At 58.4% G+C, this 14,015-nt stretch carries 12 protein-coding genes and 3 tRNA genes; 9 read left to right on the top strand and 6 right to left on the bottom strand.

Features of this window, described 5'->3' with window-relative positions; genetic code table 11:
* Positions 1-24: 24 nt before the first annotated feature.
* Positions 25-819: a siderophore-iron reductase FhuF gene (gene fhuF, locus F3J41_RS10870; protein WP_059011086.1), complete on the bottom strand. Its 795-nt coding sequence runs from the start codon at positions 817-819 to the stop codon at positions 25-27.
* Positions 820-966: 147 nt separating this feature from the next.
* Positions 967-2,061, bottom strand: coding sequence for a diguanylate cyclase (locus tag F3J41_RS10865; protein WP_166711094.1), 1,095 nt, complete (start codon positions 2,059-2,061; stop codon positions 967-969).
* 229 nt (positions 2,062-2,290) lie between these two features.
* Between F3J41_RS10865 and F3J41_RS10860 the strand changes: the two genes are divergently transcribed.
* Complete coding sequence (locus tag F3J41_RS10860) at positions 2,291-2,575, top strand: DUF1435 domain-containing protein (protein WP_058757170.1); 285 nt, start codon at positions 2,291-2,293, stop codon at positions 2,573-2,575.
* An 89-nt stretch (positions 2,576-2,664) separates the two neighbouring features.
* On the opposite strand, the gene F3J41_RS10855 is transcribed toward F3J41_RS10860, so the two are convergent.
* The 4 genes from F3J41_RS10855 to rsmC form a co-directional block, all read right to left on the bottom strand.
* A tRNA-Leu gene (locus F3J41_RS10855) sits at positions 2,665-2,751 on the bottom strand.
* 28 nt (positions 2,752-2,779) lie between these two features.
* A tRNA-Leu gene (locus tag F3J41_RS10850) sits at positions 2,780-2,866 on the bottom strand.
* Positions 2,867-2,897: 31 nt separating this feature from the next.
* Positions 2,898-2,984, bottom strand: a tRNA-Leu gene (locus tag F3J41_RS10845).
* A 144-nt stretch (positions 2,985-3,128) separates the two neighbouring features.
* Positions 3,129-4,160 (bottom strand): 16S rRNA (guanine(1207)-N(2))-methyltransferase RsmC, encoded by a 1,032-nt coding sequence (gene rsmC / locus F3J41_RS10840; protein WP_058776440.1) that lies wholly within the window; start codon positions 4,158-4,160, stop codon positions 3,129-3,131.
* Positions 4,161-4,266: 106 nt separating this feature from the next.
* Here rsmC and F3J41_RS10835 point away from each other — a divergent pair, with 106 nt between their 5' ends.
* The 8 genes from F3J41_RS10835 to tssM all read left to right on the top strand — a co-directional run bounded on the left by F3J41_RS10835 (position 4,267) and on the right by tssM (position 14,015).
* Entirely contained in the window at positions 4,267-4,677 is a 411-nt protein-coding gene (locus F3J41_RS10835) for a DNA polymerase III subunit psi (protein WP_104093728.1), read from the top strand.
* On the top strand, positions 4,649-5,089 hold the full coding sequence (rimI, locus tag F3J41_RS10830; protein WP_058776442.1) for a ribosomal protein S18-alanine N-acetyltransferase: 441 nt from the start codon (positions 4,649-4,651) through the stop codon (positions 5,087-5,089). The genes F3J41_RS10835 and rimI overlap by 29 nt, the downstream gene beginning before the upstream one ends.
* Before the next feature lie 20 nt (positions 5,090-5,109).
* Positions 5,110-5,790, top strand: a complete 681-nt coding sequence (gene yjjG, locus F3J41_RS10825) for a pyrimidine 5'-nucleotidase (protein WP_166711092.1) — start codon at positions 5,110-5,112, stop codon at positions 5,788-5,790.
* A gap of 865 nt (positions 5,791-6,655) precedes the next feature.
* The gene (locus tag F3J41_RS10820; RefSeq protein ID WP_166711090.1) at positions 6,656-7,252 is read left to right on the top strand and encodes an SH3 domain-containing protein; all 597 of its coding nucleotides are present in this window, start codon (positions 6,656-6,658) and stop codon (positions 7,250-7,252) included.
* Between the two features lie 22 nt (positions 7,253-7,274).
* The gene (tssJ, locus tag F3J41_RS10815) at positions 7,275-7,772 is read left to right on the top strand and encodes a type VI secretion system lipoprotein TssJ (RefSeq protein WP_021506780.1); all 498 of its coding nucleotides are present in this window, start codon (positions 7,275-7,277) and stop codon (positions 7,770-7,772) included.
* 8 nt (positions 7,773-7,780) lie between these two features.
* Complete coding sequence (tssK, locus tag F3J41_RS10810; RefSeq protein WP_058757167.1) at positions 7,781-9,121, top strand: type VI secretion system baseplate subunit TssK; 1,341 nt, start codon at positions 7,781-7,783, stop codon at positions 9,119-9,121.
* A 19-nt stretch (positions 9,122-9,140) separates the two neighbouring features.
* Positions 9,141-10,382, top strand: coding sequence for a DotU family type VI secretion system protein (locus F3J41_RS10805; protein WP_166711088.1), 1,242 nt, complete (start codon positions 9,141-9,143; stop codon positions 10,380-10,382).
* Positions 10,383-10,385: 3 nt separating this feature from the next.
* Positions 10,386-14,015 carry a type VI secretion system membrane subunit TssM gene (gene tssM, locus F3J41_RS10800; RefSeq protein ID WP_166711086.1) on the top strand — a complete coding sequence of 1,210 codons (3,630 nt, stop codon included), beginning with the start codon at positions 10,386-10,388 and terminating at the stop codon, positions 14,013-14,015.

Raw genomic sequence — 14,015 nt, 5'->3', positions numbered from 1 at the left:
AATCTGTAACAGAATACGCCGCGCTTACACGGCATTTAACGTGCAGTTACCGCAGCGTTCGACGTCCGGAATGCGATAGCGCTGGCAGCAGCTGCGGCGCTCCATCGCGCCGTTGCGCGGGATCATGGTGCGATACAGCGGATTATCACTGCCGTCGGACAGGGATTTGCTGAAAAACAGCGCCTGTTCCAGTTGATGCCGGGTGGCCGCAGGCAGCTGCTGCTGCAGTTCGCCGAGGAACCAGTAAAACGAGAAGCCTAAGTTGTTCCAGATTAGCCGCGCGTTGATGTCACCGTGCTGCGCCATGCCGTTGACGGCGGGGATCAGGCTGTGCTGAATCAGGCGTTCGATACGCTGCTGCGGATTGAGATAGCGCGCATCCTCATCCTCCTGCACATCAATCCAGAAGGCGCAGGGATGGCCGTTTTCGTGGAACTCAACGTGGATGCGCTGCGGCGAGCAGTCGAGCGCGCGCGGCTCCTGCAGCAGCGCCAGCATTAATGGCGGCAGCAGCAGGCCAAAATACCACTGGGCCCACAGCGACTGCAGCGGTTTGGCTTCCTGCGGAACATCGGGATGGTGGCGATAGAGATAGTCGCTGTAGCGCTGCGTCAGGCGGCGATAGTGAAACGGCGTGGACCATTCGGCCAGCGTCAGGGTGCCTGCGGGGGCCGGCTGGCCCAGCTTCACGTTTTCCCGCATGTAGCTACGCTGGTCGCACATCAGATCTTCCAGCGCGCTGGCTAAGCTGCGATCGCTCTGCATAAAGATCAGCGGATGCGCGCTAAAGCGATGATCCTGACGCGTGATGATGGCCATGCGGCTCCTGAGTGAAAACGGGAAGCGAAAAACAAATGATAATCGTTCCCGATTCACTGAGCAAGATGCCAGCAACGCTCACTGCCTGGCCACCGCGCATTTTGCGTGAAATCCTGCGGAAAGGGCGCGGCGTTGTCGCCGCACCGCTTACGTCAGATCGCTGCTTACCGGCGCCAGCTTCGGTAAATCCTCCCACGCCAGAATGGTGTTACGTCCCTGATTCTTCGCCACATACAGCGCGCGGTCGGCGTTGGCCACCGCCTGGTCGAAGTCTTCTGCGAAAATCGGCGCGATACCGGCGCTGATGGTCACGTGGGTCGAGACTTTATCATTGAAGCGGTGGGGAATTTCCAGATCAACCACGTACTGACGGATGCGTTCGGCCAGCTTCATGGCAATCGAGGCGTTAACGTTGGTCATCAGCACCAGAAACTCTTCGCCGCCGTAGCGCGTCACCACATCGCGCGAGCGCACCGCATCGCGAATGGCAACCGACACCCGCGCCAGCGCCTGATCGCCCATGGCATGACCGTAGTTATCGTTGTAGGCCTTGAAGTGATCAATATCCAGCAGCAGCACAAAGTGGCTGCCGGCATGATTTTCCATGATGGTATCCAGCCGGTTCTTCAGCCCGCGCCGGTTATACAGGCCGGTGAGCGGATCAAGCATGCTCAAATCGCTGAAACTTTGCTTCTCCTCATAAAGCTGGCGCACCAGCCGCAGAGTGAAGGTGTCGAAGCGGCGGCGCATCAAATGGTGCAGCGAGAAGCCGATCAGCGGCAGCGTAATGGTGAACAGAATGGTCATTAAATGCTGACCATCATCCAGTAACAGTACGGTTAATACCGGTGGCGTAATATGTAAACAGAACGCAAGCAAATAATCACTCAGGGCAATCGCGCTGATAAAAAATACGCTCAGCAGACTGATTATTAAAAAGCTACCGTCAAAATAAAACACCAGATGGTAACGATGATTGATATGCCAGGCCCACAGCGCGCCTAATAGCAATGCGACAGGATTTAATAACGGGAATTTTAGATTTGGCGCGATTAAACATAGCGCCAGCAGCGTGGTGCTAAAGCCCGCCACCAGCGTCACCGGCAGCGAATTGATGGGATTATCCGTACCGAAAAACGGCAGCAGACAAAAAAGCGAAACGGCGACATTCAAAAACAAAAATAGCATCAGCGACAGCCGATACTTGCTGTGTTTCAACTCATCATAAGATTGTAATTTCATTATTATTACTCGTGACAGCCCTGAAATATCAAAGCGCTACCCGCAGGAAATAATCCCACAACGCGGATAGTGAGCACGTTTTTGCTGTGTTATCAAAATAGTTATCGGCGGCAATCTATCATTTTCCAGTAATTCTGTCATCCGGCGCGGGCAGGGCAAAAAATTCGCTGCAAGATGAGAAATATTGTCATATGATAATGGGAATATTTATCATTTGAAGGGTTGCGCGATGATCATGGCGATGATGGCCGCCTGCGGCTTGTGGGGCGTAAGCTGGGTGATGGGAAAACGTCTGGATAGCGGCTGGGGCGTATTGCTGCCCTGCGCGGCCATGCCGGTATTTGCGCTGTGGGAGCCGAGTTTCAGCCAGTGGCGCTTAGTGATGATCGTCGCGCTGCTGCTCACCGTGGTGATGCTGTTTCACCATCGTCTGCGTCATTATCTGTTGCTGCCTTCCTGCCTGGCGCTGGCTGGCGGTCTGGCGGCTATCTCGGTGAATTTTCATGTCATTTAACGGCGAGCAGAAACGACAATATCACGCAAAGGCGTGACAGCAACGGTAACAATCAATGGGGATGTACTGCAGAAGAAGTGTGACAACGTTGGTGCGAAGAGAGGGACTTGAACCCTCACGTCCGTAAGAACACTAACACCTGAAGCTAGCGCGTCTACCAATTCCGCCACCTTCGCATCGTAGTTGTCTGTTTATATCACCGCATGGTGCGAAGAGAGGGACTTGAACCCTCACGTCCGTAAGAACACTAACACCTGAAGCTAGCGCGTCTACCAATTCCGCCACCTTCGCGCAGTGCACGCGATATAAACTCTGTGATTATTGGTGCGAAGAGAGGGACTTGAACCCTCACGTCCGTAAGGACACTAACACCTGAAGCTAGCGCGTCTACCAATTCCGCCACCTTCGCCTACCTGCAATACATTACAGTATTGCTAACCACGGAGGCGCATTTTAGAGATTTTACTCATTGCGTCAACACATATTTTGCGACGGTGAAACGACTGCTGCAAAAAGCAACGTTTTCCCCGTCGCATCGCGGATTTTACTACGCTTAGCGCGCCTTCGCGCCGCGGCCATATACGGCGCGATACACTTTGAAGCGGCCGGTCTGCGCCAGCACTTCATGGTTACCGAAGGTTTCATCCAGCACCTGCGGATAAGGCAGGAAGGCGTTGGCCACGATGCGCAGCTCGCCGCCGCTGTTGAGATGCTTCACCGCACCGCGAATCAGCGTGTGGGCGGCATCAAGGCTGGTTTGCAGGCCGTCATGGAACGGCGGGTTAGAGATGATCAGATCAAAACGGCCGCTGACGTCCGAGAACACGTTACTGGCAAACACTTCGCCTTCCAGGCCGTTAGCGGCCAGCGTGGCTTTACTCGCCTCGATGGCGGCGGCGTGCACATCGCACAGCCACAGCCGGACTTTCGGCGAATGCTGCGCCAGCGCGGCGGCTAATACGCCACTGCCACAGCCGATATCCAGCACTTTGCCTTTGGTGTGCGGCGTCAGCGTGGAAAGCAGCAGATCGCTGCCGATATCCAGCCCGTCGCGGCTGAACACGCCCGGCAGGGTATGAATGGTGAGATCGTCCAGCTGATAGCGATTGCCGAACGCGCTGGCGTCAAAGCTGGCCTGCTGCGTCAGCTGACCGTGATACAGCCCGCAGCGGCGCGCGCTGTCGATCTTCTCCAGCGTGGCCCAGCTCTCCAGCATGCCTTCGGCGCTGCGCACGCCGCTGCGGTTTTCACCGACGACAAAAATATCGCAGCCCAGTGGCAGCAGCGACAGCAGGTTTTGCAGCTGGAACTGCGCTTCCGGTTTGTTCTTCGGCCAGAAATAGACCAGCGTGTCGCAACCGGCTACGTCGGCCGCACCGGCCACCAGCCCATACACTGCCCGTTCACCGAGGCGGCGGCTGAGGTTCTGCCAGTGATGGTACTGCTGAGTGTGCACGCGGCTCGACGCGGTCTCCAGCTGGGCGGGCAGGTCATCCTGCAGGTCGCCGGCGAACAGTACGTGGCGGGCGGTAAATTCATCACTGTGGCGCAGAATCACTTCGCTGGCCGGGGTAAAAGCAGACATGGAACGCTCCTGTTAAATCAGAGCGGCGATTATAGTGCTTTGTTGGCGCATGTTCGATGGGTTTGCTAGCATAGCGTCGCATTCTGGCAGGATTACAGGTAACAGCATGAGCACAAGGCGCGACTGGCTTCTACAGCAAATGGGGATTACGCAGTATCAGCTGCGACGTCCGCGCGTGCTGCAAGGTGAAATTGCCGTCACGCTAACGCCGGACACGCGGCTGGTGCTGGTCGCTGAGCAGGCGCCGGATCTGCAGGAGCCGCTGGTGCGTGACGTACTGCGGACGCTGAGCATTCAGCCGGGGCAGGTAATGACGCTGACGCCAGAACAGCTGCCGATGCTGCCGGAGCACGTCGACTGTGCTGGCTGGCTGCTGGGCGTGACCAGCGATCATCCTTTTAACGGCATCACGTTCACCAGCGCCGTTTTCAATGAATTAATCAGCAGCGGCGCGGCCAAACGCGCGCTGTGGCAACAGATGTGTAACCATGACAGCCATCTCTTTCATCACCCCTGATTTACAGCCGCGGCTGCTGGAGATCGAGCGCCGCGCGCATGCGTTTCCGTGGAGCGAGCAGACCTTTGCCAGCAATCAGGGCGAACGTTACGTCAATCTTTGCCTGCACGCGGACGGCCAGCTGGCCGGCTTCGCCATCACCCAGGTGGTGCTGGATGAAGCGTCGCTGTTCAACATCGCGGTTGATCCCGCGTTCCAGCGCCGCGGCTATGCGCGTCAGCTGCTACAGCAGCTGATTGCCGAACTGGAGCAGCGTGCGGTAATGACGCTGTGGCTGGAGGTGCGCGCCTCCAATCAGCCCGCCATTGCGCTGTATCAGCAGCTGGATTTTCATCAGGTCAGCGTGCGGCCAAACTACTATCCCACCGCCAGCGGGCGCGAGGATGCCATCATCATGGCGCTCACGCTCTGACGTTATTCAAAAGGGGCACTATGTTAAACGACTGGGACTGCATCCTGTTCGATGCGGATGACACACTTTTCCACTTTGACGCCTTCGCCGGCCTGCAGCGCATGTTTGCCAGCTACGACGTGCACTTCAGCGATCAGGATTACGCTGATTATCAGGCCGTCAACAAACCGCTGTGGGTCGATTACCAGAACGGCACTATTTCAGCGTTACAGCTCCAGACGCGCCGCTTCACGCTGTGGGGCGAAAAACTGCGCGTGGCGCCGGAAGTGCTTAACAGCGACTTTCTTAATGCGATGGCCGAGATCTGCCTGCCGCTGGATGGCGCAACCCGCCTGCTGGATACGCTCAAGGGCAAGGTAAAAATTGCCATCATCACCAACGGTTTTACAGCGCTGCAGCAGGCGCGCCTTGAACGCACCGGTTTCCGTGACTACTTTGACGCGCTGGTGATCTCCGAACAGGTGGGCGTACCCAAGCCGGACGCGGCGATTTTTGACCATACGCTGCAGCTGCTGGGCAATCCCGATCGCCGCCGGGTATTAATGGTCGGCGACACGCCGGAATCGGATATTCTCGGTGGTATGAATGCCGGCGTGAAAACCTGCTGGATCGATCACGGCACGCGTCCGCTGCCGGCGCACATCACGCCCACCTGGCAGGTGAAAACCTTGCCTGAGCTGCAATCTATTCTGACTGCTTAACAATCCCGATACCTGCTATTTTAGCGTATTAAACCAGCCTGGTCCGCCTGGCTGGTTTTTTTCACTGTCAGTTTGTCTTTATCACCCCTTTTTTATCGCCTGCCTGGGTTTTATCGCGCGCAGACAAAATGCGTGCCGCTCAGCGCCATTTTTTTTATGACAATTTTTAATGATCTCGCGAGCAAATTTTCATCTTTCATTTACAATCTTTCACAGTTTTAATGGATTGCTAAGAATAGTCTTAGGTTTACGGGCAAAAGTGACGCAAATTTGCATTAAAAATATTTGTTAACCTTTACTGAACTAATTTCCTCTGCTAGCGGCGCGTTGAAATTTTGTCAGGCTTCTGTAAACTTCCGTCAGACATTAACAAATGGATTGTGATTGCATGCTCACGGGCAGGTTTTACCTGGCTCGTGCGGTAGCTATGATGTTTCCAGTCTTTTATATGTTTTTGATATATCTCAATAAATAGCAATGCTGTCAGCGAATGCCGTAAGTTGTTGCTGTTATCCTCTTAATCGTTACCGATTAACCAGATTCATTGAACGTGATAGTTTTTAACCCAGGGATGGCATAAGAGAAACCGAGGTTTGGCTGTGGCCGACCCCTTCGCTTAGCAAAAATTGATCATGTTGCTGATCGTTTGTGAAACGATCAGAATTCTTCCGACATCATCCCTGTCACTAATGTTGCATTTTTAATACTTAATTCAGACTGATCAATTTTTGCCTCGCTGGCGCGATGCGTTAGCCACACTCATTAAAGGGTCAACTTTTTAACTGGTACTGAATCGACGCCGGCTCCAGCCGTGCGCACGGTTCATTTTGCTCTTAACCGGCCTCTGGCCACTTTTTAGGCGTTAATGGAACTAAACATGAAGAAAATGGTGAATCTCCGTATGGCGTTGGGCCTGATATTTGTTTTCGCAGTGGCTGGCTGTAAAGCACCGCCAAAGATGACAGACGACACGATTGTCAGCAGCACCGTTGACGGCGTCACGCTGTCGCACCGTTATGCCGTCCAGCCGCCGGCACAGTTCAGCCCGGTGAATGAAGCTTATCGCGCGCTCTATCCGGCTTCGATCATGACCCGCCCGAGCTTCGGCGGCAAAGTGGTGGATACGCTGAAAAGCGGTGAAACCTACACCGTGATTGGCCAGGTTGAAAACAACTGGCTGGCACTTGGCGAGTCGGCGCAGGCCGCAGACGAAGCGCAGCCTGAGACTGCACCGGCCGATGACAAAAAAGCGCAGCAGCCGGCGGCTCAGCCTGCGGTGCAGCTGATCGGTTATGTCCCGTTCCGCGCGGTGGTGAAAAGCGCGCTGTATGAGCAGACCATCAAAGCGGATCAGCCGAAGCGTCGCGCCCGCGCCAGCAGCAAGAAAAAGACCTGCGTCGCGGTGGATGGCGACAGCAAAGCGTGCCAGAACAGCAACAGCGGCACCTGGATCATCAACTAACACGGTAAGCAGGGAGGGCTGAATGATGACGATGATTTCTCTCCGCCGCGCCGGATTACTGCTGCTGGCTTGCCTGCTGGCGGCCTGCAGCAGCAACAGTCCGGCGCCGGTTGCACGCTACAATCTTGATTTTCAGGCACATCCGCAGATCAACGCGGGTGCGCCGCTCAAAGTCCGGGTGATGTTGCTGACCTCCGATGCGGAATTCATGTCCGCTGATTTCTACTCCCTGCAGAACCAGCCCGCCACCGCGTTGGGCAGCACGCTGCTCAACAATCAGCAGTTCTTCCTGATGTCAGGTCAGCTGAGTAAAACCCTCAGCGCGAAAAGCCTGCCGGAAGCGCGCTTCATCGGCATCATGGCCGAGTATCAGGCGCTGGACGGTAAAGTCTGGCGTCTTGCGCTGCCCTTCCCGGATGGCGATGACAGCGCATTCTGGCAGTTCTGGAAAAATAACGATGGTGAGTTGAATGCCCGCGTTGTGGCGGATATCAACGGCCTGCGCGTGGTTAAGCAGTAAGGATGCCTATGAACCGAGCCGAAAAGGTTGTCTGGACCGAGGGGATGTTCCTGCGCCCTCACCATTTCCAGCAGTCGGAAAATTTTCTACACAGCACCCTGCGCGAGTGGGGGCAGTCGCAGCGCGCCTACACCTGGGGGTTTTTTGATCTCGAATTTGATGAAGCGCTGCTGCGCCAGGGAAAACTGGCGCTGAGTGCCGCCAGCGGATGTCTGCCTGACGGCACCTTCTTCTCTTTCAGCCAGCCACAGCACGGTCCGGCCCCGCTGGATCTGCCGGCGAATGTCGATCGCAGCAAAGTGGTACTGGCGATCCCGGCCCGGCGCAACGGGCGCGAAGCGGTGGCGTTTCAGGAGACGCAGGATTCACTAGCGCGCTATCTGGCGTGGGAAGCCGAAGTCGAAGATGACAATGCTCAGGCGGTCGGCGCTGCCACCGTTCAGTTCGGCAAACTGCGCCTGCGCCTGATGCTGGAACAGGATCTCACCGCGGAGTGGACGGCGATGGGCGTGGCGCAGGTGATTGAAAAACGCAGCGATAACCACGTGCGCCTCGACACCGATTACATTCCGCCGATGCTGACGCTCAACGCCAGCCGGCCGCTGCAAAGCATGCTCAATGACCTGCACGGTCTGATTCAGCAGCGCAGCCAGCAGCTGAGCCAGCGCACGCCGGGTACCGGCCGTTTTAACAGTGCCGACATGGTCGATTTTATGCTGCTGACCTTACTCAACCGTCAGCTTGGCCTGCACGCGCACTTACAGCATCTGCCGCTGCTGCACCCGGAAACGCTCTACAGTCACTGGCTGCAGCTGGCCGCTGAATTGAGCAGCTGGATGCCGGCGCGCACCCCGGACGCGCTGCCGCTGTATGACCATGACGATCTGTACAGCTGCTTTGCCCGCTTAACGCTGCTGCTGCGCCAGGGACTGTCGCAGGTGATGGAAGAGAGCGCCATCCAGCTGCCGCTGACGCAGCGCTCGCACGGCCTCAACGTGGCCACGGTGCCGGAAAGCAGCATGGTGCGCGAGTTCGGCTTTGTGCTGGCGGTCAAAGCCAGCGTGCCGGCCGAGGCGCTGAAAACCCACTTCCCGGCGCAGATGAAAGTCGCGCCCGTCACCAAAATCCGCGATCTGGTACAGCTGCAGCTGCCGGGACTGGCGCTGAAAGCCATGCCGGGGGCGCCGCCGCAAATCCCGTGGCATGCCGGCTACAGCTATTTTGAGCTCGATAAGAACAGCGAGCTGTGGCAGGAGATGGAGCGCTCAGGTGCCTTTGCGCTGCATCTGGCCGGTGAGTTTCCGGGCCTGAACATGGAGTTCTGGGCCATTCGTAGTCAGTCAGAATAATCAAAACTGAGCACGCCGCATGATGCAGGAACAACAGAAACCGAACAGTGACGTCACACAGCAGGATGTCAGCCATCAGAATGTGCTGGTCGCCGCGGCGAATCCGCTGATTAACGCGATCCCGCAGATTCGCCACTCCGTCTCGCACGACGATCCGGCGCGACTGCGCCAGCAGCTGATCGATCAGATCCGTCGCTTTGAGCTTAGCTGCCAGCAGTCGGGGCTGAGTTATGAAGTGATCGTCGGCGCGCGCTACTGCCTGTGCACCGCGCTGGATGAAGCGGCGGCGCTGACGCCGTGGGGCAGCCGCGGCGTGTGGACCAGCAACGGCCTGCTGGTGACGTTTCACAATGAAACCTGGGGCGGTGAGAAGTTCTTTCAGCTGCTGGCCAAGCTGTCGCAAAATCCGCGTCAGCACATCCTGCTGCTGGAGCTGATCTATTTCTGCCTGCTGCTCGGCTTTGAAGGGCGCTACCGCGTGCTGGATAACGGGCGTTCGCAGCTGGAAACCATCAAACAGCGTCTGCTGCAGATGATCAAAAGCGTGCGCGGCAGTTACCCGGCGGCGCTGTCACCGCATCCCACCGATCAGCCGGTGCTGCGCAAGCTGTGGCGGCCGATGATTCCACTGTGGGCCTGTGCTGCGGTGGCCGGCTTTGCTGCCTGCCTGTTCTACATCGTCCTGAACTGGCGTCTCGGCGACTACACCTCGCCGGTGCTGGCCAGCATCTATCAGACCGCGCTGCCGGAAGTCAAAATCAGCAATCCGGCACCGCCGCCGCCCGCCACGCTGAACCTGAAAGCGTTCCTCAAGCCGGAAATTGATGCCGGCCTGGTGGCGGTGCGCGATGAAGCCGACCAGAGCGTGGTCACCCTGAAGGGCGATGGCCTGTTCGCCTCGGCATCCACCGAAGTGCGTGGCCGCTACGATGCGGTGATTCAGCGCATTGCCGCCGCGATGAATAACGTCAGCGGGAAGATTCTGGTGATTGGCTACAGCGACAACGTGCCGATTCGCAGCGCCCGCTTCGCCTCCAACTATGAACTCTCGCTGGCGCGCGCACAGTCGGTGCAAACCCTGCTGCAGCAGCAGCTGGCACTACCGTCGCGGGTTAAAGCCGAAGGGCGTGGCGAAAGCCATCCGCTGGTGCCGAACACCAGCGCGGAGAATCGCGCCCGCAACCGTCGCGTAGAAATTACTCTGCTGGTCGCGCCGGATGCGACGCAAGCGGAACTCAACGGCCTGGCGAGAGGGAACTAATCCATGCTGAATATGCTTTTTGCGGTGCTGACCAGCCGCCTCGCCTGGGGTTTTGTCGGCATTACCGCGCTCTCCTTTATCATCTGGGTGATTGGCCCGGTGTTTTCCATTGTCGACTCGCGGCCGCTGGAGCCAGAGCAGAACCGCATCATCAGCATTGCGCTGCTCTATCTGGTGTGGGGGCTGAGCCAGGCGATTCCGCGCCTGTATAACTTCTGGCTCAACCGCAAACTGATGTCGAGCCTCGAAACCAGCAAAAGCGATGCGCCGGAGCAGGACCGCAAACGCCTGACCAATGAAGAACAGGTGCTGGCGAGCCGTTTCTCCGAAGCCACCGACATGCTGAAAAAAGCGCACTTCCAGCGCGCCAGCAGCAAGGGCGCGCCTTTCTGGGCGCAGCGCTTCAGCCATCAATACCTCTACCAGCTGCCGTGGTACATGATCATTGGCGCTCCGGGTGCCGGTAAAACCACCGCGCTGGTCAACTCCGGACTGCAGTTCCCGCTGGCGGACAAGTTCGGCAAAGCGGCGCTGCGCGGCATCGGCGGCACGCGCAACTGCGACTGGTGGTTCACCAACGAAGCGGTGCTGCTGGATACCGCCGGTCGCTATACCACCCAGGAGAGTCAGCAGGAGCGCGACGCCAGCGAGTGGCATCACTTTCTCGACCTGCTGCGCAAATATCGCGGCCGTCAGCCCGTCAATGGCGTGATTGTCACACTCAGCGTGTCCGATTTACTGACGCAATCGCCGGAAGCGCAGCGCAATCAGGCGATCGCACTGCGTCAGCGGCTGATGGAGCTGCACGATCGCCTTGGCATTCGCTTCCCGGTTTATGTGCTGGTCACCAAAACCGACCTGCTAAAAGGTTTCCGCAGCTACTTCGCTTCGCTGGATAAAACCCAGCGCGAGCAAATCTGGGGCTTTACCTTCCCGTGGGCGCAGGCGTCGACCGCAGAGTTTGAGCTCAACAGTCAGTTTCAGCAGGAGTATTCACTGCTGCAGCAGCGTCTGGATGCCGGCCTGGCCGATACGCTGTTAGCGGAAAGCGATGCGCAGGCACGGGCGGAGAGCTATCTGTTCCCGCAGGAGTTCGCCGCGCTACGCCCGCTGCTGGCGGAGGCGCTGGATACGCTGTTTGCCCGCTCTGATTTCGAAACCCAGTTCGCGCCGCGCGGTATCTATTTCGCCAGCGGGACGCAGGAAGGGCTGCCGTTTGACCGCGTGATGGGCGAGCTGAGCCGCGCCCTGCATCTGCCGGGACAGCGCAGCGGCGAGTCCGGCAGCTGGGACCAGGTCGACAAAGAGTCACCGATCCCGCCGAACAAAGGCCAGAGCTTCTTCCTGAAAGGCGTGCTGGAAAATGTCATCTTCCAGGAGTCAGGCCTGGCGGGCAGTAACCGCTGGTGGGAGCTGCGCAATCGCGCCGGATTGTGGTCCGGCTATCTGGCGCTGCTGGTGCTGGTACTGATTGCCGGAGCCCTGTGGCTCACCAGCTACAGTAAAAACAAAACCTATTTGCAGGAGATGGCGGGTAAAACGCCGCAGGTGGAACAGCTGGGACAACAGCTGGAACGCCAGGGCAATGGCGATCTGTTTGCGCTGGTGCCGTATCTCAACACGCTGCTGCAGCTGCCGAAAAGCGCCGACTTCTCGCTGGAAGATCCCCCGCTGACGCGCCGCATGGGGCTGTATCGCGGTACCGAAGTCAGCGACGCCACGCGCACCCTGTATGACAAAGCGCTGAAACAGCTGCTGCTGCCGCAGGTGGCGCAAAACATCACCCGCTGGCTGCGTAACGACAACGGCAGCGATGCGGATTACAGCTACGAAGCGCTGAAAGCTTACCAGATGCTGTATCAGCCAAAACATTATGACGGCAAATTCCTGCATGCCTGGCTGATGCTGAATATTAGCCGCGAACTGCCGCAAAACGTGACGCAGCAGGAAGTGAAACAGCTGGCGTGGCATCTGCAGCAGCTGCTGGAGACACAGATTCAGTCCTCGCCGTACGCGAAGGATGACGCGCTGGTAAAGCGCGAGCAGGCGCTGATTAACCAAATGCCGCTGTCGCAGCGCGTCTACGGACGTCTGAAGCGCCTGCTGCAGCGTGACGGCAGCCTGCAACCGGTCACCCTCGCGGCGCTGGGCGGGCCGCAGAGTGAGCTGGTGTTTTCACGCAAAAGCGGCAAATCAGTCAATGACGGCGTGGCCGGCCTGTTCACGCCAGACGGTTACTGGCAGCACGTTGATAAACAAATCGCGCCGGTCACGCAGGCGCTGTTCCAGGATGATGTCTGGGTGCTGGGCGGCGTTGCGTCGCCGGAGAACAGTCAGCAGACCGATCTCGCGGTGCGCCAGCTCTACGTGCAGGATTACATCCGCCAGTGGGAGCAGTTCCTCAGCGATATCCAGCTCAACAGCAGCGCGGATTTGTCGCAGCGCATCAACACCGCACGTCTGCTGTCGGGCAACCACTCGCCGCTGCGCCAGCTGGTGGTTAACCTCAGTAAGCTGCTGACGCTGAACCGCGCACAGCCGGATGAGCAAAGTGCCCAGGCACAGCCGGCGACGGGCAACAGCGCCACGCGCACTTTAGAAGCGCTGTTCAGTTCCTCCAAAGCCAGCGCGGCGCCGGGCCAGGGCGCCGCCCAGCAGGCACCGGAGCAGGCGGTAGCGGTGCACTTCGCGCCTGTGCTGGAGCTGGCACAGCCGCTGCAGCAGGGCAGTAAAGTGCTGGCGGTGGATGATTTTCTGCATCAGATCGACGATCTCTACCGCTATCTGACGGCGGTGCAGGACGCCGCCAACAGTGGCATGCCGCCGCCGTCCGGCGATGCCATCAGTCGTCTGCAGGCCAGCGCCGGTCGCTTACCGGGTTCGCTGCAGAATATGGTTTCCAGCATGGCCGTGGGCGCCAGCAGCGATGCACAGCGCCGCGATATGGATAACGTGCGCAAGCGCATCACTATGGAAGTGGGCAGCTTCTGCCGCCAGGCGATTGCCGGCCGTTATCCGCTGGTGCGTAATGCGCGCAGCGAAGTGACGCCGGACGATCTGGCGCGCATGTTCGCGCCGGGCAGCGGGCTGATGGACAGCTTCTTCCGCGACAATCTGGCCAGCAAAGTGGATACCACCAATACGGCGTGGCGTTTCACGCCAGGTATCGACGGCAAAACGCTACCGGGCGGTGAGGCGCTGCTGCGTCCGTTCCAGCAGGCGCAGTCGATTCGTGATGCCTTCTTTGCTAACGGGGCGACCACGCCGTCGTTCCGCGTCACGCTGCGTACGGTGAAGATGGATAACGACATTCTCAACCTGACGCTCGACGTCGATGGCCAGATTCTGCGTTACAGCCACGGCCCGCAGGCGGTGCAGATGGTGAGCTGGCCCGGACCGGGCGGCACCAGCCAGGTGCGGATGCAGCTTGGCCTGACCAACGGCACCACCTCAACGCTGGTGACCAGCGGTCCGTGGGCGCTGAACCGCTTCTTTGATCGCGCTCGTTTGACCGCGGTCGGTGGCCTGACCCGCGAGGCCAGTTTTAACGTCGATGGCCATCAGGTCACGTTGTCGTTCACCCCTGGCAGTATTCGTAACCCGTTCCAGCTTCCCGGCTTTAGCTGCCCCTGA

The organism is Pantoea sp. Ap-870 (assembly GCF_011752515.1).
Classification (GTDB): domain Bacteria; phylum Pseudomonadota; class Gammaproteobacteria; order Enterobacterales; family Enterobacteriaceae; genus Pantoea; species Pantoea dispersa.
The sequence above is the reverse complement of the archived record's forward strand: the minus strand, read 5'-3'. Positions and strand labels throughout refer to the sequence as shown.